We start from the raw sequence: 19,844 nt of genomic DNA on the forward strand, positions 1-19,844 counted from the left end.
TTCATTATTTCGATTTTAACGACGAAGTGGAACTAAATTTAATTATATATCAATATTCCCGGGGTTTTTTAATAAATATTCAATCGTTAAAATATAGTAATAAATGAGGATATCTGAATTAATATTAAATATAGTTAACATTCTTAAAAAGAATAATACGAAAATTTAGAAAATACTGACAATTTTTCAATTAAAGGAGTTAATGAAAAATCAAAAAATCATAAAAATTCACGAATACCTCTAAAAAAATGGGGTAAAAATTAAAATATCTACAAAAATAACCCAATACCCCCTCTTTTTTATGGGGGTTAAAACTTTTTAACATAGTTTTGACTCGTTCTTAAGGAAAATTAACTAATAAAAATTAATCTTAAAAATGAAAACAATCATGAAAAAATTATTTACTCTTACAATGCTTTTAGTAGCATCTGTTATGTTTGCTCAAGATGAAGAGAAATCACCACTAACGGTTTCTGGTAGTGTTGATGCTTATCACCAAACTTACTTAACAGCTCCAGACAACGAAGGTGTTTCTTTCGGAACTGCTTTTGCAGACCAAACTGGATTTGCTTTAGGTATGGCTAACTTAGTTGTAAGCTACGAAGGAGAAAAAGTAGGTGCTGTTATCGATTTAGTAACTGGACCAAGAGGTGCTGGTGCAACTTTTAACACAGATATCGTAGACGGTATCGTAAACCAGGCTTATGTATACTGGAATGTGTCTGAGAGCACTACCTTAACTTTTGGTAGATGGAACACGTTCTTAGGATATGAGGTTATCGCTCCTGCAGCTAACTTCAACTACAGCTGTTCTTACCTATTCTCTAACGGACCTTTCTCGCATGTAGGTTTAAAAGCTGACTTTGCTTTATCTGATGATGTAAGCTTAATGTTAGCTGTAACTAACCCATGGGATACTAACAATATCTCTATGACTGGTGAGTACGGTCTTGGAGCTCAGTTAGGTCTTTACGGACAATACATCAACCTATACTACGATAGTGGTAACAACGGAGGTTTAGGTTTTGAAATCGACTATACTGGTGGATTCGACTTATCTGATTCTTTCTTCTTAGGAATCAACGCTGCTTACAACGATAACGATGGTTCTGGTTTCTACGGTGCTGCGTTATACCCACAAGTAGCTGCTTCTGATACTTTCTCTATTGGTTTAAGAGGTGAGTTCTTCGGTTTACACGGAGATGCTAACCCAGCTGAGGAAAGTGTATTTGCTACAACTTTAACTGGTAGTATTACTGTAGATAACTTAATCATCAAGCCAGAAATTAGATTAGATTCTTGGTCTGATGCTATGCCTTACATCGATAACGACGGGGCTGCTGCAGATAACTTAGCAGCGTTTACTTTAGCCGCAATCTACGCATTCTAAATACATCAAATATTACTTACGCATCCTTCAGAAGGATGCGTAAGTGCTTAAATTAATTACTAACCATAAAATATAAATATTATGTCGTTACTTAATATGCCCCTTTTTATTCAAGACACCGCCGCAATAGAAGGCGATATGGGAATGTTATGGATGCTTATTTCTGGTATCCTAGTATTCTTAATGCAAGCAGGATTCACATTAGTTGAGTCTGGAATGACACGTTCTAAGAACGTGGTTAACATCGCAATGAAAAACGTACTTGATATCGCTGTTGGATCTTTGGTCTACTGGTTTGTTGGGTATTCTTTAATGTATGGAGAAACTGGCGGATGGATTGGCTGGAGTGGTTTAATGTACAACCAAGGCCCTGCTGATTTATTCTTCCAAACAGTTTTCTGTGCTACTGCTGCTACTATTGTTTCTGGAGCGGTTGCTGGTAGAACCAAGTACAACACGTACATCGTTTTCTCTATAGTAATGACTGCATTTATCTATCCTATCGCAGGTGGATGGCAATGGAACGGTGATGGATGGTTAGCTCAAATGGGCTTCATTGATTTCGCTGGTTCTTCAATTGTACACGCTGTAGGTGGATGGGCTGCTTTAATAGGCGCTGCTTTAGTTGGTCCTAGATTAGGAAAATATACTGCAGACGGTAAAGCTGTTAACCTTCCAGGTCATAACAAATTATTAGCTGCCTTAGGTGTATTCATCCTTTGGTTCGGATGGTTCGGATTCAACGGTGGTTCTCAATTAGCTTGGGGTGGTGACGATGCTGTAGGTGCTTCTATGGTAGTTCTTGTTACTAACTTAGCTGCTTCTGCTGGTGCTGTTGGTGCTTTAGCGCTTTCTTGGATCAAATACAAAAAACCAAATATCGATATGACACTTAACGGTGCTTTAGCTGGTCTTGTTAGTATTACAGCTGGTTGTGGTAACATGAGCGAAGTTGGAGCAATTGCTGCTGGTTTCATTGGTGGTATTATCGTAGTTTACTCTATGGAAATCGTTGAGCAAAAACTTAAAATTGATGATGCTGTTGGTGCATTCTCTGTACACGGTCTTGCTGGTGCTTGGGGAACAATTGTTATTGGTCTTTGGGGAATTAGTGGAGATGAAGGTATTGGTATCTTCAACGGTGGAGGATCTGAGCAATTAATGACTCAGTTAGCTGGTACTGCTGCTTATGCCATTTGGGCCGTAGTTATCTCGTTCATCTTCTTCTTTATTCTTAAGAAAACTATGGGACTTAGAGTTTCTGAAAAAGTTGAGATTGAAGGTCTTGATTTATCAGAGCACGGTGCTCTAGCTTACCCAGGTAAGAGACAAAGAGAAATTGAAGAATAATAAAATATTCTGATACAATAGAATACACAAAATAATTTCCAGATGCCTTTAGAATTTGACTAAAGGCATCTGTTTTTATAAAAACCCTAGGCTTACACTTTTGCTTAAGTCTTATAAAATTTGTTTCTTTCAGAACAAATTAGAAAACTATCAAATTATGAAGAAAATTGAAGCAATTATTCGAAAATCCAAATACAGAGCAGTTAAGGAGGCTTTGCATGCTGTTGGAGTAAATTTCTTTTCCTACTGGGATGTTACCGGTTTAGGGAACGAAAAAGAGGGACACGTTTACAGAGGGGTATCTTATAGTACCAGTGACATTCAACGTAGATACTTATCTATTGTTGTAAATGACGATTTTGAAGAAGTTACTATCAAAGCCCTTTTAGACTCTGCAGCAACTGGAGAAGTAGGAGACGGAAAAATCTTTGTTTCTGATGTTTCGGAAGTATATAGAATACGAACTGGTGAAAAAGGTAGCGACACGCTAAAATAAAAACACATACTAACTAACACACACAACTCATAAATTATTATGGAAGGATTATTTACTGCAAATAACGTATGGATGATGATCTGTACGGCACTTGTTTTCTTTATGCATACAGGTTTTGCATTTTTAGAAATTGGATTAACAAGACAAAAAAACACAATCAATATATTATTTAAAAACATCTTCATCATCACAGTTGGTTTATTACTATACTACATCTTAGGATTTAATTTGATGTATCCTGGTTTTGAAGAAGGATCTGCTGGATTTTTCGAATTTGCAGGATTTGGAATCGCTCCACCTGAAGGAGGAATGACTCCTGAATATGCAGATGGTGGTTATACCTGGTGGACAGATTTCCTTTTTCAAGGTATGTTTGCTGCAACCGCAGCAACCATTGTATCTGGAGCTGTTGCTGAACGTATGAAAATTGGACCATTTATGTTATTTACTGTTCTTTATGTAGGTATCGTATATCCGCTTGCCGGTTCTTGGAAATGGGGTGGTGGTTTCTTAGATATGAGAGAAACTCCTTTTTATGACTTTGCTGGCTCTACTTTAGTACACTCTGTTGGAGGTTGGGCTGCTTTAGTAGCTGTTTGGTTATTAGGATCTAGAATTGGAAAATTCAAAGACGGTAAACCTCAGGCTATACCAGGACATAGTATTCCTATGGCGACTGCTGGTGTACTAATACTTTGGTTAGGATGGTTTGGTTTTAATGGAGGTTCTGTACTATCTGCAGATCCAGAATTGACTTCATTAACCTTAGTAACAACATGTTTAGCTGCTGCCGCAGGTGGTGTTGTATCTGCTTTTGTTTCTTTCCTAAAATATAAAAACCTGGACCTTACCATGTTCTTAAATGGTATTTTGGGAGGATTAGTTGGAATCACGGCTGGAGCAGATCAAATGAGCCCTGAAAATGCTATTGTAATTGGTGCCATTGCAGGTGCTCTAATTGTATTCGCAGTAGCTTTTATTGATGCTATTAAACTAGATGATCCTGTTGGTGCTATTGCTGTACACCTAATTTGTGGAATCTGGGGTACTTTAGCAGTAGGTCTATTTGGAAAATTAGCTGGTGTAGACCAATTTGTAAGCCAGTTGGTAGGCGTTTTATCTTATGCTGCTATTTGCGTGCCTTCTGCTTTTATCATTTTCTTTTTAATGAAGAAAACAGTAGGAATACGTGTTTCTGAAAAAGAAGAACTAGAAGGTTTAGATGCACACGAACATGGTATGGATGCATATCCTGATTTCCGTTTGAATGAGCATTAAAATATAAAACAAATACTTTTAAGTAAAGTTTTAAAGGGCGTCTGATTTAGACGCCCTTTTTTTATACAAAGCCAACGTCCAATTGAACTTCTATAAACTTTCATGAAGTCGGTTTACCTTTTACAATACCATAATTTAAAGTGAGTTAGATCTAATTTTTTTATTGAACTTTAGGCTATTCTTTGATATGGATTTATACTGAACTCACGCTAATTTATTTGCTCCTGAAAACTAAAACACATAAAAAAACCAGTTATACATTATATAACTGGTTTTAAGTATATCGATAAAATATATTTTAAGCCGAGTTTCGACTCGCATTGATATTTCCAAATAACGAACGTGTTACTATCTTTTCAAAAATCAATCGTTCTGGATCATCTTTCGCCACGCCTGCTTTATCAAATTCCTGAACCTTTTTAAGGGCGTATTGCTGGATAGTCAATAATGGCAACACTATAGATTCTCTAACTTGAATAGACGCTTTGCCAGCTGGCTCGTTTTCCATTAACTCTTTGTAACCTGTTAGTTTAAGAAGCAGTCTTTGCGTTACTTCATATTCATTGAAAATAATCTGCCAGAACTCACCAAATTCTTCGTCTTTCGCCATGTATTTGGTTAAATCGAAGAACGATTTAGTCAAGGACATCATACTATTTTCCAGTAATGTTTTAAAGAACTTAGAATTGTTGTAAAGTTGAACAACTTTGTCCCACTCTCCTCTATCCTCATACATCTTTAATGCTGTACCTACACCATAGAAACCAGGAACGTTTTGCTTTAACTGACTCCAAGATCCTACAAAAGGAATCGCTCTTAAATCTGAAAATACTAGTTTATCAGATTTACCACGCTTAGATGGTCTACTTCCAATATTGGTTTTAGCATAGTATTTCAAGGTACTCATGCGTTCCAAATATGGAATAAAGCATTCATGACTCTTAAAATCTTTATACGTTTGGTAACTGGTTTCAGCCAAATCATTCATTACCGCTCTATCTTCATCAGACAATAGATTCTTTTCGCCATCAATTCTGTTTTTTATTCCAGAACTAATTAATTGCTCTAAGTTATATTGCGAAGAATCGTTGGTTCCAAAATTAGAACTTACGGTCTGACCTTGAATAGTAATTTGTACTTCCTTGTCTTCTATTGTTGGCCCTAAAGAAGAATAGAAGTTATGTGTTTTTCCACCGCCACGTGCTGGTGGTCCACCACGACCATCAAAGAATATTACTGTGATATCATATTTTCTAGACATCGCTGTAAGCAATTCCTTTGCCTTGTATATTCCCCAGTTAGCCATTAAGTAACCACCATCTTTTGTTCCATCTGAAAACCCTAACATGATGTGTTGTTTGTTACCTCTAGCTTCTAAATGGGCTCTATATTGTGGGTTTTGGTACAACTGTTCCATAACACCGGGAGCATTTTCTAAATCTGGAATGGTCTCAAATAGCGGTGCGATATCAACGGTTAAATCGTCTTTAAAAGACACCATTTTTAGCATACCATACAACTGCATTACGTTTAATGCTGTTTGGTTATTACTAATTATGTAACGATTCGCTCCACGTTCTCCGTTAGCTTTTTGAATATCCTTGATAATAGAAATAGTCTTAAGGGTATTCCTTACCATTTCATCTTCAAAATCATCTAAATCGCCAACATCATCGGTTGCTTTAGAAAGAATCTCAATTTGCTCTGCTTCGCTTAAATCATGGTAATTATCTGGGAAGGACGAACCCCCTTTAGCAATTAAAGAGTCTATTACCGTTGTAAAAACACTATGGTGTATTCTACTGTCTTGTCTAATATCTAAAGACGCAAATCTGTAATCGAAAAGGTGAATTCTGTTAATTAAATCATTTATTTCGTTTACATATAAAGACTGGTGTTGTTCTATAATAAGATCCCTAATACTTAAAAGCTCTTTTCTAAGCTCTCTAGCACTAATAGCCTTTTTGGTCTTTAAGTTTATACTGTAATCGTACATCATGGTTTCAAGACGAATAATACGATCTTCAACACCTCTAAAAGTCAATTTCTTTCTTAAATCCCTTAAATCTTGATAGTATTTTTTAAGAATGGCCTTTTTAAGTTTTTTAGCAACTTTTAAAGTTGTTTCTGGCTTAACAAATGGGTTTCCATCTCGGTCTCCTCCAGGCCAGAATCCGATATTTATAATATCGTTATGTCTTTTGCCATCATCAAAAATATTAGACTGAATGTAATTGTATATATCGCCAAACGTTTTGTAGAATACATTCTCTAAATACCAGATTAAACTTTTCGCTTCTTGGTAAGGCGTTGGTTTCTTGTGTTTAAAGAACGGAGTTTTACCTAATTGGCCAAATAGATTATTAATGCCATTAAGGTCGTTTTTCTTAATCGCTTCTGTTAAATTGGTAATGATACCTAAAACCGATCCAGGATAAAACTGTGTAGGGTGCGCCGTTAAAACAATACGAACCTTAAATTCTTCAAGAAATTCTTTAAGTTCATCTAATTTACCTTCAGATCTTGCATTACCCTTAAGGTTTCTTAAAGTACCTACACCATCCATATTATTCACAATAGGGAAGGCGGCATCTTCTATAGCATCAAACAATACAACTTGTCTTTCGATGTATTGAATAAATCTGAATAATAAATTTATTTGACTTTGTTTATTTCGACGTGCCTGATATTTTTCAAAAAATGTATTTACAATGGTTGTTGGGTCATCTCCGTTTTCAAATCCTTTTTCACATGTTTCATGAAACAACGGAAGTAAAACTCCAGTTTTAGTAACAGCATCAAAAGGCAAAGTCATGAATATACTATTGTATATTTGGTATTTTGACAAAACCGTTTGATTGAATCGAGTTAACTTAGGTTCTACAGACATAATTTTGCTTTAGTATAAATTAGACGTAAAAATACTAAAGGATTATGAAAGCCCCTAAGCAGTTTAAAGATTTATTAATTTTTGTGCTTTGCTAAGTCCTAATTATGAAAAATTAAAGAAACCACAGGTATCGTTCAATTATTATAACCTTACACCTTGCCAAATCAACATCGTAACTTTTAGAGTCAAACAAACAATCTTTAATTCACTATGATAAATGTCATGTTCTAAAAAGTACATTAAAGATATGTTTACCCTTTTTTTATGCAACAACCTCATTCTTTTCACATCCCGGTAATGGGTATTGGATTCACCATAGACACGCCATTAAAAGTAGCACAATACGGTATTGATTCAGCAATTTCTTTAGTAGATGATATTTTAATTGAAAAACTACGGAAAATGTACTGCGATAAATTTGAAATCCCGTATACCGAAATCACCAATAAAATAGAAGATTTTAGGTCAAAACGAATTACTTCTTACCTAAACTTATTACAAGATTTAGCACACGAAAAGTTCGAGGCGCTTAAAAATATTTCTATTGATAAAGGTGATGCAATTAAAGCCTATCTCCATATGCTACCCAATGGGGAATTTCTAAAAAAGGAGTTCATCAAACTTACAGAAAACGGTTTTAATACGTTTGAAATTAAGAACTGGCTTAACAAAACATTGCGTATGGGCAATATTGATGTTAACATTATGACCAAGGTGGACAAGGACAACTATTTTAAAAAAGAAAAGTTGCCAACCGAGTATAATGATGCTCATGCAGCGCTTAGAGGCTTTGCAGAAAGTAATGTAAATGCATCGGTCATTCTTTCGGCAGGATTAAACCCTAGGTTATATTCTTATATGGCAGAATTCGATGACTTTTATCCTGATGAAAATGGAACTTTTAAAAAGAAAATTATCTTAAAAGTAAGCGATTATAGGTCGGCATTAATTCAGGGTAAATTTCTTGCCAAACGCGGATTATGGGTTTCGGAATACCGTATAGAATCTGGATTAAATTGCGGTGGACACGCCTTTGCCACAGAAGGACATCTTTTGGGCCCCGTTTTAGCTGAATTTAAAGACAAACGAGAGGAATTAAGAAAATCTATTGAATCTTTATTAATCAAAGCACTTGAAAGTTCCGACAAAGTTATTCCACGTGAACCATTAGAACTAAAGATTTCGGCTCAAGGTGGTGTTGGCACAAACGAAGAACACGATTTTCTGTTAAATACATTTAGTCTAGACTCTGTGGGTTGGGGCAGCCCTTTTTTATTGGTTCCAGAAGCTACCACCGTAGACGAGGATACTTTAAAAACACTAGTTAAAGCAAAAGAACAGGATTTATATCTCAGTAATATTTCTCCCCTGGGCGTTCCTTTTAACAGTATAAAAAACAATACCAAAGACCTTGAAAAAGAGGTGTACATTAAAAAAGGAAGACCGGGCAGTTCTTGTCCCAAAAAGTTTGTTGCACTCAATAAAGAATTTAATGATAAAGGCATGTGTACTGCCTCTAGAGAATATCAACACTTAAAACTAAAGGAACTCGAATTAAAAAACCTGCCTAAAGAAGAATATCAAAATCAATTCAATATTATAACCGAGAAATCCTGCACCTGTGTTGGTTTGGGTACTTCGGCATTGCTCAAGTATAATTTAGACACCAAAACAGAGGGCGAGGGTGTTTCTGTATGCCCAGGGCCAAATATGGCTTATTACTCTAAAATAATGACTCTTAAAAATATCACTGACCATATTTATGGTAGGGATAACGTGATATCTCGAACAGACAGACCAAACATGTTTGTAAAGGAACTTAATATCTACATCGATCATTTAAAAAATAAAATAGATGGCCTAAAACTTCCCTTTAGTGAAAGAGACATAAAACAACTCTTTTCATTTTCAAAAAATATGCTTTCGGGAATAGACTTCTACACAAACCTTTTCAGTGAAACCTATGATTTTTTCAATGATACAAAAACAGAAATCTTAAATCATTTAAAACAAGGAGAAGCTCGAATTAAAAGTCTTCAAACAAGAATAGAATATCTCTCAATACCTGTTGGCGTTTAATTTCTTGCATCTTGGCGTTTCCTTTTTGTTAATTAATTAAGTAATTGCTTAACAAAAGTTTAATGAATTAATAAAAAGATTATTGGTTTTCAATTCGGTTTCTTTTTTTAAGGTAATCCTATTTCAATAATAATTTTAATTAGGATATTTGTACGGCAAAAATTGTGTTGAATATAACCAATAGTTGCTTTTTGATTATTTAAAAGACGGGAGTTGTAATGGATTTAGTAAAAGAAATAAACCGATTAAGAAAAGAAAAGAACGCTGTGATTTTGGCCCACTACTACCAAGAGGGTGCCATTCAGGATATTGCAGACTATGTTGGTGATAGTTTAGGTTTATCTCAAAAAGCTGCTGAAACCGATGCCGACATTATTGTATTTGCCGGTGTTCATTTTATGGCAGAAACAGCAAAAATTTTAAATCCAACCAAAAAAGTAGTTTTACCAGATTTAGACGCAGGATGCTCATTAGCAGACTCCTGTCCTCCAGAGTCATTCAAAGCCTTTAGAGAACAACATCCAGACCACGTGGTGATTACCTATGTAAACTGTTCTGCCGAGATAAAAGCCTTGAGCGATATAGTTTGTACATCATCTAATGCCTTAAAAATTGTAAACTCTATCCCAAAGGAAACACCTATCATTTTTGCTCCTGACAAAAACTTAGGACGATACATCATAAAAGAAACCGGAAGGGATATGTTATTATGGGACGGTAGTTGTGTGGTTCATGAAGCCTTCTCTATGGATAAGTTAATTGAGCTTCATAAAAAACACCCCGAATACAAGATTATTGCGCACCCAGAGTCTGAAGAACACATTTTAAATACGGCTACGTACATAGGGTCTACTTCGGGAATGATCAATTACGTAAAGGAGCATCAGGATGAGAAATTCATTGTTGCAACCGAAGCTGGTATTCTTCACAAAATGCAATTGGAAATGCCAAATACAGAATTGATTCCTGCTCCTGCGGTAGAAGACAATACCTGTGCCTGTAGCGAATGCCATTTCATGAAAATGAACACCATGCAAAAACTTTATGAGTGTTTATTAAATGAAAGTCCAAGCATAGATGTACCTGAGCCATTACGATCTAAAGCGTTATTACCAATAGAGCGTATGTTAGAATTATCTAAGTAAGACATGCTAGATACCAATTACTTAGTTATAGGATCGGGTGTCGCTGGTTTAACCTTCGCTGTTAAAATAGCCGAAACCTTTCCCGAACGTAATGTTGTTATTGTAACTAAGGACAGTGAAGACGAATCTAACACCAAATACGCCCAAGGCGGTATGGCGGTGGTTCTCAACAAAGAAGAAGATTCTTTTAAAAAACACATTCAGGACACTTTAATCGCCGGTGATGGTTTATGCGATAAAGACGTTGTAGAAATGGTTATAGAAGAAGGTCCGCAACGCCTTAGCGAACTTATCGAGTGGGGTGCAAATTTTGACGAAGACCATGATGGAAATTTAGACCTCGGGAAAGAAGGCGGTCACTCAGAATATCGTATTGTACACCATAAAGATTTAACGGGAGCAGAAATTGAACGCACGCTTATAAAACGTGTTCATCAACTCCAAAATATCACTTTATTACCGCATCATTTTGCCATAGACTTAGTAACTAATCACCATATTGAAGGTGTAGATGAAACCGAGTTGGTATGTTATGGTGCCTACGTTCTTAATGAAAAATCGGGTGATATTTTTACCATAAAAGCAGATGCGACCCTGCTGGCATCTGGTGGTATTGGCTGTGTATATGGACATACTACAAATCCAATTATTGCCACTGGAGATGGTATTGCTATGGCTTACAGAGCCAAAGCAAGAATTAGAGATATGGAATTTGTGCAATTCCACCCAACAGCGCTTTATCAAAGAAAAGGAGAATCGGCATTTTTAATCTCTGAAGCCGTGAGGGGCTATGGTGCATACCTTAGAACTAGAAAAGGTAAACGCTTTATGCTAGATTACGACGATAGAGCAGAATTGGCCTCGAGAGATATTGTATCTCAAAGTATAGATGCCGAAATGAAAAAGGCTGGAGATAGCCATGTATTTCTAGACTGCACCCATTTAGATATTGAAGGATTTAAAAAACACTTTCCAACAATCTACAATAAGTGTTTATCCCTTCATATAGATGTTGAAAAAGATTGGATACCAGTAGTACCAGCTTCACATTATTTATGTGGTGGTGTTGAAGTTGATAAAAACGGAAAAACTACCGTAGAAAACCTATTTGCTTGTGGGGAATGTTCTAAAACAGGTTTACATGGTGCCAATAGGCTTGCTTCGAATTCGTTGTTAGAAGCCTTGGTCTATGCCCACAATATTTACAAGCACCTATCTTTAAACAACTACAAAAAGCAAGATGTGGTTATTCCAGAATGGAATGATGAAGGTACGACCATTACCGAAGAGCATATTCTTATAAGACATAGTCTTAAAAGTTTACAAGCCTTAATGCGCGATTATGTGGGTATTGTACGCAGCAATAAACGTTTAAAGCGCGCTATAAGACACCTAGACCTCATCTATAAAGAAGTTGAAGATTTATATCGCGAATCTAAGATTACGGCATCGCTCTGCGAACTTCGCAATATGGTAAATATCGCTCACCTTATCATTGGCCAATCTTTAGAACGCAAAGAAAATAAGGGTGGGTATTTTAACAAGGATAATGTTAAAAAACATTAATATAATTAAAATTATTCTTTTAGAATATAAAGTTCCTACAATCAAAAGATAATAAACTACAAATAATCTGGTATTTCAATTTTTTACTTAAAATTAAAATCAGAAATTTAAAAATATGACCATTTATTACATCAATCTAGTCAAACAATTATAAATAAAGCACTTTTAGTCCTTAAGAAATAAGGATGACAATACATAATAAAATTTTTTTGAGACTTTTATCAACTTATAGTACCTTTTTGATTTTCAGTTGCACACCAAAGAATATTCAAGCGAATGATGAATATAGTATCAATCTGTCTTTAACAAAAGAGAATGACTGGAAAATGTCTAGAGGAGTATTCGAATTGATTAATGATTACCGAAACAGTAAGAATAAATTACAGCTTAAAATAGATAGTTCTTATGCCTCTGCACTAGCTGTAAAACATAGCAAATATATGATGTCTAATAATATAGTCAATCATAATAACTTCTTTTGGAGAAAAGAAATTCTACAAGAAAAAGGAGCTATTAAAATAGCAGAAAACATCGCATACGGATATACAACGCCAAACACAGTTGTAGAAGCTTGGCTTAAAAGCGAAGAACACGTATCAGTTATCCTTGGGGATTATACACACATTGGCTTCGGAATATTAACCAATGCTAATAATAATCGAAAATATTACACTACTATTTATTACAAATAAAGTTATCTGAATTTTTAATAAGAACACTTTTTCTTTGTCAAATTAATTTCATACAATATACCATCCCATAGCTCCACTCTCTTAATCAGAGCTTGCTTTGAGACTTCTAAAGCTTCATCCCATTTTTTATCAGAACTCCCACATAGTTCAGAAAGTAATTCTATTGCGATAGGTCCGTGAAAATCTCCGTCTAACTCAACATGACGCTCCAAGTAATATTGGAATTTTGGATAGGAAACACCTCTTTGCCTTTTAATTTTATCAAGAACATGTAAAAAAATATCAGGCAATAAATCTTCCCTACCAAATGTAAAAATGGCGGCTATTTTATGAATTTCATTAGTATTGATAACATTAAAAGTAAAATTAAGAAAGCTCTTTAACCAATTTCTTAACTTTGATTTATTAATATGGGCATGTATACTATTCATGTCTGATACACCATTTACAAATCTTAAAATTTTCGTAGTATCAGCCCCAACCTCAAGCATAGCTTCAATGTACATTTCGTAATGACTTAATGGAGTTGATTTATTCCCAATATCACTTTCTTCTGCTAGAACCAATTCATTTATAAATCGTACTGTTTTTGCGTTTGATAAAGGTTTCCAGGGAACTACAATATTAGTAAGGTTTGTTTGTAGTCCCTTCAATATCGACATGAAGTCCCACACAGAAAAAACATGATTTTCCATAAATATTTTAACATTGTTGACATCATCTAGCATTGAGTATACCGGGTGATTTTTCAATGTCATTTTCAGACCCTTTAGTTCTTCATGTATTAACTCAATTTTTGCTTTCTTTTCCAAAATAATTATTTAAATGTTTAAATCGAACAGCTTTAAAAAAGACAGTTCTAAATCAATATAAAAACTTAATATTTTTTTTTTAAATTCTAATCTTACATTCTCGGCATCATATATATTATCAAGACTTTTTATTTCCTCAATTATGCAACTTGAATGCTTACTTAATGTTTTTTTATTGGTGACATTATCTAAATCTAGTGCAGATAGATAGTGAATATTAAAAAAAAAAATCGCAGAGTTAAAACTATTTTCAGCTCTACAAAAACCCTTTACTTTTGTCTCAATAGTTTTATATCCGTCTTTAAAATAAGATGATTTATTACTCACAAAAAACTGGTTATCTTCTTGTAATTTTTGATATAAACAGGAAAAATAAGCTTCTCCTATTCTATTGGTCTTTTTGAAATTCATATTTTGATTTGACTCTTTCAAAAAACTACATAGAATGTTTTGTACTTCATAATATGATAAACCACCTTTGTTTTTTAGAATATTATATAATCTTTTACCATATTTGTCGGCGTTTCGCTTTATACTTAAATGAAGAAAATCTTGCATTTTAAGAATTCCCAAATCAAAAGACTTTATTAAAGCCTGATATAAAGTTTTGACATTTAATTCACAATTTATTCTGTTGGCCAGAAAATCGTAAGCAGACAAATCTAAATTAAGAAATTCCTCTACTTCAGATTTGGAGTAATTTAGGGCATGTAACCTTAAAAAGTATATAGATTCATTACAAAGGCTAATAGTATTCTTGTAATTTGATACTTTTTTAGTCTGTTTAAACTCATTGCTTATCATAAACACCAAACTTTAGGAATTCTAATTTTATAACCATTTCTAATATTTCATGATATATAGACAGTTTTATATCTGAATTTACTGCTTGCTTATCAGACAGAAATTCAAAAAGTTTTGCTTTAGCTTCATTGATATGTAACTGTATTAGATTCCCACCACTCTTTTTGTCTGCTATTAATTTATACTGCAATGCCTTCCTTAAAGTACCAAACCAATTATTTGCTCCTACTTTCCCAAATATACTGTACTCCATAATCTTGAAAGCCTGAAAAGGGAAAGCTCGTTCTAGCTCTTTTGTTGAAATTTCTCCAAGCACATAATCATAATGTAGTTGGATTAATTCTAATTCAGAATCGCTCAAAACATCTTTATCTAAGCAATCGTAGTACTTGTGAAAAGCTGTTATTTCATTAGAAAAATGAAAATTCCTCAATAAATCTGAAATCTTTTCATCTCTTAAATTCAAATCCTTATCAGCTTCTATAGCTTGAAAAAAAGAATCGATAAATTGGACAGTTTTTGATTTAAGGTTACAGTTTACATAGTCCTCATACTTTATCAACCCCCTAGCAGTTAAAACCTCAAATAATTTAAACCAATTATTTGTTCCAAAGAGGGCGTGGATTCGATTTTTGATTTCATGCAACTGGGGCTCACTAACATTTAGAAATCTTAATATCTCAGCATCGCTAAAATCGAGTAGATATATTCTTGCATATATGATGTCAATATTGTGGGGTGTAATTATTTCACTCTCATTGTTCTTTTCTGTAAATGTCCTTGGCATTTTTTTTTGTAAATTTCACAGTTGCAAATTCAAAAACCAATTATTATGTAATAAGTGAAAAAAATTTGATAATAGTGTGCTCTAGACACGATAAGTGGATTAATAATGTTTTTTTCTTAAATGGATAAGGCGCTACTTGATTTGCTTTAGCCTAGAAATAAGTGTTTGAGTTTAATAAGATAGACAAAGTAAATCTTGTAATTTTCTTAGCCTTCGCTTTGCGACTGGAAGAGTAATGTTATTAACAATTAACTCGCAATAAAACCCACTTGATTTATTAATAGCTTTAATATAAACTACATTAACTAAATACTTATGGTGTATTCTAAAAAAAACATTGGAGCCTTCTAACCTTTTCTCATATTCTCCAATATTTGTAGAAGCTACCTTTTTTTGTTTGTTTCTAAGATGAAAAGTTGTATACCTGCCTTCGGCCTCTAAGTAAAGTATGTCTACGAATTTAATAAGTTCAATCTTTTCCATTCCAACAACAGCAATAGCTTCAATATTCAATTGCTCATATCCCCCCTTAATATTCGTGTTTGTCTCAACGCACTTCTTAACTGCTCTTACTAAATCAACATAACCAATTGGCTTTACTAAATAACTTGAAATATTGTAATTATTTACCGCTGGAATAGCATATTGGGGATATGCAGTACAGAAGATTATTTTCGTATTGGATGGTTTTATAATATCTAAAAAATCAAACGTTGTATCTTTCCCCTCCAAATGTATATCTAATATGAATATGTCTACTTGGGTTTTTAAATGATAACTTAAAGCCTGCTCAATATTCACAGCTTTAAAAATCTCTCCAATAGTGTCGCAGTATTTTTTTATGTAAAGACTTAATAAATCTAAATTATCTAAGTCGTCATCTAAAATCAAAACATTAAACTTTTTCATTTACCAAACAAATTTTGTTAACATTTAAATTGTTCTCTTGTATAGTCATGGAGTTGTTTTATTAATTCGGATTTCTACCTGATGGATTCGATTTTCAATATTTTTGAAGACAAATTTGACTTTTAGTGTTTGCAAGAGTTTCTTTGATATACCAATACCAAAGCCATAACTTTCTTGATTTAAAATGTTACTCTTGGAGTTTTCTTTGTTAGAATATGGTAAGATATTTTTACTTCCAAATGTATTACTTATCACTAACAAATGGTGACTAGGATTATCACAAACAATTATTTCTATTGTACCACCAGGGTTTGTATATTTCATGGCGTTTTCAATAAGATTTTTTATTATGATTCTGAAAAAATTCAAATCAGAAAAAACGACAGTATTGATATCTCCTGAAATTTTAAGATTTTGATTGTTTTTTTTAATGAATATTTGTAGAGAATCAACAACCTCATGAACAAGTTTTACAATATGAAAAAAATTATTTTCGACTTCATAACCTTCTCGATTCAATTTAACCCACACCAATACATTGTTCAATAAATTATGACTTTTTGTTAACTTGTATAGTAAAATCTCCAGATACTCCAGTCTTTCTTCATCTTTGAGAGTATGATAATTTTCTAAAAACTCATTACCAAAACCTAACATAACACTATATGGGCCTATTAAGTCGTGTGCTAGCACGGTTAACAATTCATTTTTTACTGCAGATTCCTTTTTAGCATTAATCTCACTTTTTTTTGATATTGAAAATACAACAGCATTAAGTACAATACAAATAGCAAAAAGAATAACCAGTATATCCATTAAGTTTTTTGGTTTTTAGGCTTAGGAAACAAAATAGATTTTGAGGAGGTAAATGAACGCACGAAATTAGGTTTTTAAATTTTTCATTTCAATTGGTGTAGACCATACCCTTATAAGTATAGATGAACTGCAATTACATATCGACTTCAGGTCTTTTAAGAAAATAGGGGCAATAAATGCCCCTATCAGTCCCCAAATCTTAAATCAATAGTATAAGTAAGCTATTAATCATTTTAAGATGAAACAAATGTATTTAAAGAAAGTCTGTATGCAAGAACTCATTAAATAAGTGGTAACAATTTATACATAAACGTAGTTCATTAAGCAATACTAAAAGTAACTATGTGAATTTTAAAATTTTCTATCTTTAATTGTAAGACTTATACTAAATACTTACCACTTTTAATCAAAAAACACCAATTATTACATAAAGATTTACACACAGTAACGGTTTTTGTTATTTGTGTTGTGAAGATAAATAGTTTGCACATTTTGTTCCTCAAACCAAGATCCTGAGCAAACAATAACAACAAATAAGTAATAATGAAAATAAAAAGAAATAAACTTGAACACTGCTGGCAAGTTTCTTGCAGTATAACTGAATTGATTGTTTTTCTCTTATCTGTAGCAGCCCTTACTCTAGTATTATTTGCTTTCTGTTATTAATGCTGTTAAGTAAACAATCTCTCTACTCGACAATGTTGTTATGTTTGTAACAAATTTGTCTTTATTTTTCATTGTAATAACAAGTAAATCTTTACCAATAGTTTCACAGTTCTCAATATCACACCTTCTTAATTTTATACATTTTTCATCTATTAGTTTTAAATAGATAGCTCTTCTAGAGAAAGTTATTACATTGGGCAACCTAAAATTTACTGCTTTTGTGTAAAAAAAAAGATATAAAATTAACAGGATGAACATATATCCTATGAAAATTAATCTTGACGGAAGTAGCAGATAACCAATAATTGAATTAAGCAGAAAAATAATCAAATTAAAGGGAGATATTTCCTTAACTATAAGTTTTTTCATTTAATGAAATTAACTTAGTTATTCGCAATAAACAGAAAAGACGTAATAACTGGTTGGTTTTGTCAATAAATGAATAATAATTTTTTATTTCACAAGGACTTTCCTCTTATTTCCTTTAAGGTTCAATAATTCAAAAAATCTATAACTTAGAAAATTCGCTATTACAATCCTTTGAATATTAACTTAGTTTAAGATTCGTAAAAACACATGCATATTGTTTATTATCAATATCCTTTTGTAATGATCATAAAGATGTTTAAACTTAAGGTTACTAAGAATTTCTAACAACATTTTGTTAATGATATTAATACAGAATTACAGCAGTCGCAAAAATTTCGGTAAGGTTAATATCCCATACATAAACATCATAATAATTACTCACATATTATAGCCTTACTGTTTTCTTAATAAAAAATCTATTCAATACCCGAAATATATTAAATTAACAATCTAGTTGTGAGAAACTATAAAGTGAACCACAGCACTGTAATGTTATGTTAAAAAATAAGCTCTCGAGGTTTTTTTCAAATTGATTTTAAGAATAGTAGTCTGCTAAAAAGGATTTACCACATAAATAAGATACTCTCTTTTTTTAATCACTTACTAAGCATTAATAATTCATTACAAAGTATTTCGGTTACATAGCGCTTCTCTCCTGCTTTGGTTTCGTAACTTCTATTGGTCAATTTACCTTCTACAGCAATTTCTTTTCCTTTGGAAATATAGTTTTCCACGACATTTACCAATCCGCCTTTAACGATAATGTTGTGCCAATAGGCGCGTTCTACTTTATTACCGTTTTTGTCTTTGTAACTATCGTCTGTGGCAAGTGTAAATTTTGCCATTTTGTTACCATCAGAGAAGTTAATAATTTCTGGGTCTTGCCCTAATCTACCAATCAACTGTACTTTGTTTCTAAGTGCGTTCATAATTTTAAATTTTTGTGTTAAACAATTGATACTATCGAGTTCTTTATTACTGAAACGAGTCCAGCATTAATTCGACACTGCAAATATGAAACAGCTTCCAAATATTATTCGGTTATTACTTATTTAAAATCGTTTGTAAATGTTTGTAGTCGTTTGTAAATGGATAAATTCTTATATTAGCATTCTAACATGTTTGAATAAATGAAGAAATTCATATTAATAATTACAATTCTATTTTTCAATCTGACTTTCGGACAGGATAAAAATGACCCAACGGAATCAATAATCACAGAATTTAAGTCAAAAATGAAAGAGAATAATGTTACTGACTTTTTTATGGTTAAACACGTAACTTATGGAACTGCTAGAGTAATTGACTTGAAAGACCCTGATAGCTGTATCGGTAATGGAAATTATTTCTGGATGTACGGATTTTGGAAAAATGGTAATGAAACTTGGGTTAAGAAATATGATAATTGTGGTGGATTCAACGCCGTAAAGCTGACCAATTCAAAACCTATAAAATTTTTCAAAAAAAATATTGAGACTTTAAAAAAAGACAAAGTTGAGATATATAAGGTTAAACCAGATAGAATTGTAAACGGAAGAAAATTATCATACTTCTCAGGTCAGTCTCATACTCCTCAAAGGTATTTTTGGTTTTTCCAAAATTATACTCTGTTTGAGAACTATTTTGACAAATATAATTTGGAAACAGAAGAGGACAATAAAAACCTTAATTACACATCAAATAATAATCTATCAATCGTGAAATTAAATTCTCTTTGTGAAGAGATAATTTATGAATTGGAAGAAAAGAAAAGTTTTAACCGATTGAAATAAAAAGCCTGATAGAACCAGAAATT

The 19,844-nt window shown here is 33.0% G+C and carries 17 protein-coding genes; 9 read left to right on the top strand and 8 right to left on the bottom strand.

Going from position 1 to position 19,844, the window contains the following annotated elements:
• Window positions 1-388: 388 nt before the first annotated feature.
• From M0214_RS04975 to M0214_RS04990, 4 genes are all read left to right on the top strand, one after another.
• Window positions 389-1,390, top strand: coding sequence for an outer membrane beta-barrel protein (locus M0214_RS04975; protein ID WP_248724366.1), 1,002 nt, complete (start codon window positions 389-391; stop codon window positions 1,388-1,390).
• An 81-nt stretch (window positions 1,391-1,471) separates the two neighbouring features.
• Window positions 1,472-2,740, top strand: coding sequence for an ammonium transporter (locus M0214_RS04980; RefSeq protein WP_248724367.1), 1,269 nt, complete (start codon window positions 1,472-1,474; stop codon window positions 2,738-2,740).
• A 157-nt stretch (window positions 2,741-2,897) separates the two neighbouring features.
• Entirely contained in the window at window positions 2,898-3,236 is a 339-nt protein-coding gene (locus tag M0214_RS04985) for a P-II family nitrogen regulator (protein WP_248724368.1), read from the top strand.
• Window positions 3,237-3,275: 39 nt separating this feature from the next.
• Window positions 3,276-4,514, top strand: coding sequence for an ammonium transporter (locus M0214_RS04990; protein ID WP_248724369.1), 1,239 nt, complete (start codon window positions 3,276-3,278; stop codon window positions 4,512-4,514).
• 298 nt (window positions 4,515-4,812) lie between these two features.
• On the opposite strand, the gene M0214_RS04995 is transcribed toward M0214_RS04990, so the two are convergent.
• On the bottom strand, window positions 4,813-7,404 hold the full coding sequence (locus M0214_RS04995) for a phosphoenolpyruvate carboxylase (RefSeq protein WP_248724370.1): 2,592 nt from the start codon (window positions 7,402-7,404) through the stop codon (window positions 4,813-4,815).
• Window positions 7,405-7,668: 264 nt separating this feature from the next.
• Here M0214_RS04995 and M0214_RS05000 point away from each other — a divergent pair, with 264 nt between their 5' ends.
• The 4 genes from M0214_RS05000 to M0214_RS05015 all read left to right on the top strand — a co-directional run bounded on the left by M0214_RS05000 (window position 7,669) and on the right by M0214_RS05015 (window position 12,886).
• Entirely contained in the window at window positions 7,669-9,483 is a 1,815-nt protein-coding gene (locus tag M0214_RS05000) for a hypothetical protein (protein WP_248724371.1), read from the top strand.
• A 218-nt stretch (window positions 9,484-9,701) separates the two neighbouring features.
• Entirely contained in the window at window positions 9,702-10,628 is a 927-nt protein-coding gene (nadA, locus tag M0214_RS05005) for a quinolinate synthase NadA (protein ID WP_248724372.1), read from the top strand.
• A 3-nt stretch (window positions 10,629-10,631) separates the two neighbouring features.
• Entirely contained in the window at window positions 10,632-12,194 is a 1,563-nt protein-coding gene (gene nadB, locus M0214_RS05010) for an L-aspartate oxidase (RefSeq protein ID WP_248724373.1), read from the top strand.
• A gap of 209 nt (window positions 12,195-12,403) precedes the next feature.
• Complete coding sequence (locus M0214_RS05015; protein ID WP_248724374.1) at window positions 12,404-12,886, top strand: CAP domain-containing protein; 483 nt, start codon at window positions 12,404-12,406, stop codon at window positions 12,884-12,886.
• A gap of 14 nt (window positions 12,887-12,900) precedes the next feature.
• On the opposite strand, the gene M0214_RS05020 is transcribed toward M0214_RS05015, so the two are convergent.
• The 7 genes from M0214_RS05020 to M0214_RS05050 all read right to left on the bottom strand — a co-directional run bounded on the left by M0214_RS05020 (window position 12,901) and on the right by M0214_RS05050 (window position 18,978).
• On the bottom strand, window positions 12,901-13,698 hold the full coding sequence (locus tag M0214_RS05020; RefSeq protein WP_248724375.1) for a DUF3050 domain-containing protein: 798 nt from the start codon (window positions 13,696-13,698) through the stop codon (window positions 12,901-12,903).
• A gap of 9 nt (window positions 13,699-13,707) precedes the next feature.
• Window positions 13,708-14,358, bottom strand: a complete 651-nt coding sequence (locus tag M0214_RS05025; RefSeq protein WP_248724376.1) for a hypothetical protein — start codon at window positions 14,356-14,358, stop codon at window positions 13,708-13,710.
• Window positions 14,359-14,488: 130 nt separating this feature from the next.
• Window positions 14,489-15,289 carry a hypothetical protein gene (locus M0214_RS05030; RefSeq protein ID WP_248724377.1) on the bottom strand — a complete coding sequence of 267 codons (801 nt, stop codon included), beginning with the start codon at window positions 15,287-15,289 and terminating at the stop codon, window positions 14,489-14,491.
• A gap of 171 nt (window positions 15,290-15,460) precedes the next feature.
• Window positions 15,461-16,198 (bottom strand): LytTR family DNA-binding domain-containing protein, encoded by a 738-nt coding sequence (locus M0214_RS05035; protein WP_248724378.1) that lies wholly within the window; start codon window positions 16,196-16,198, stop codon window positions 15,461-15,463.
• 45 nt (window positions 16,199-16,243) lie between these two features.
• Window positions 16,244-17,014: a sensor histidine kinase gene (locus tag M0214_RS05040; RefSeq protein ID WP_248724379.1), complete on the bottom strand. Its 771-nt coding sequence runs from the start codon at window positions 17,012-17,014 to the stop codon at window positions 16,244-16,246.
• A 645-nt stretch (window positions 17,015-17,659) separates the two neighbouring features.
• Entirely contained in the window at window positions 17,660-18,049 is a 390-nt protein-coding gene (locus M0214_RS05045; protein ID WP_248724380.1) for a hypothetical protein, read from the bottom strand.
• Window positions 18,050-18,645: 596 nt separating this feature from the next.
• The gene (locus tag M0214_RS05050) at window positions 18,646-18,978 is read right to left on the bottom strand and encodes a single-stranded DNA-binding protein (RefSeq protein WP_248724381.1); all 333 of its coding nucleotides are present in this window, start codon (window positions 18,976-18,978) and stop codon (window positions 18,646-18,648) included.
• 201 nt (window positions 18,979-19,179) lie between these two features.
• On the opposite strand from M0214_RS05050, the gene M0214_RS05055 reads away from it, so the two are divergent.
• Window positions 19,180-19,821, top strand: coding sequence for a hypothetical protein (locus M0214_RS05055; protein WP_248724382.1), 642 nt, complete (start codon window positions 19,180-19,182; stop codon window positions 19,819-19,821).
• Window positions 19,822-19,844 lie beyond the last annotated feature (23 nt).

The organism is Seonamhaeicola sp. ML3 (assembly GCF_023273855.1).
Lineage (GTDB): Bacteria > Bacteroidota > Bacteroidia > Flavobacteriales > Flavobacteriaceae > Seonamhaeicola.

Bases quoted from the DNA above. Each gene is read 5' to 3' on its own strand.
- M0214_RS04975 (WP_248724366.1), top strand. From the start codon at position 389: ATGAAAAAATTATTTACTCTTACAATGCTTTTAGTAGCATCTGTTATG.
- M0214_RS05045 (WP_248724380.1), bottom strand. From the start codon at position 18,049: ATGAAAAAACTTATAGTTAAGGAAATATCTCCCTTTAATTTGATTATT.
- M0214_RS04985 (WP_248724368.1), top strand. From the start codon at position 2,898: ATGAAGAAAATTGAAGCAATTATTCGAAAATCCAAATACAGAGCAGTT.
- M0214_RS04980 (WP_248724367.1), top strand. From the start codon at position 1,472: ATGTCGTTACTTAATATGCCCCTTTTTATTCAAGACACCGCCGCAATA.
- nadA (WP_248724372.1), top strand. From the start codon at position 9,702: ATGGATTTAGTAAAAGAAATAAACCGATTAAGAAAAGAAAAGAACGCT.
- M0214_RS05050 (WP_248724381.1), bottom strand. From the start codon at position 18,978: ATGAACGCACTTAGAAACAAAGTACAGTTGATTGGTAGATTAGGGCAA.
- M0214_RS05000 (WP_248724371.1), top strand. From the start codon at position 7,669: ATGCAACAACCTCATTCTTTTCACATCCCGGTAATGGGTATTGGATTC.
- M0214_RS04990 (WP_248724369.1), top strand. From the start codon at position 3,276: ATGGAAGGATTATTTACTGCAAATAACGTATGGATGATGATCTGTACG.
- M0214_RS05035 (WP_248724378.1), bottom strand. From the start codon at position 16,198: ATGAAAAAGTTTAATGTTTTGATTTTAGATGACGACTTAGATAATTTA.
- M0214_RS05055 (WP_248724382.1), top strand. From the start codon at position 19,180: ATGAAGAAATTCATATTAATAATTACAATTCTATTTTTCAATCTGACT.
- M0214_RS05040 (WP_248724379.1), bottom strand. From the start codon at position 17,014: ATGGATATACTGGTTATTCTTTTTGCTATTTGTATTGTACTTAATGCT.
- M0214_RS04995 (WP_248724370.1), bottom strand. From the start codon at position 7,404: ATGTCTGTAGAACCTAAGTTAACTCGATTCAATCAAACGGTTTTGTCA.
- M0214_RS05030 (WP_248724377.1), bottom strand. From the start codon at position 15,289: ATGCCAAGGACATTTACAGAAAAGAACAATGAGAGTGAAATAATTACA.
- nadB (WP_248724373.1), top strand. From the start codon at position 10,632: ATGCTAGATACCAATTACTTAGTTATAGGATCGGGTGTCGCTGGTTTA.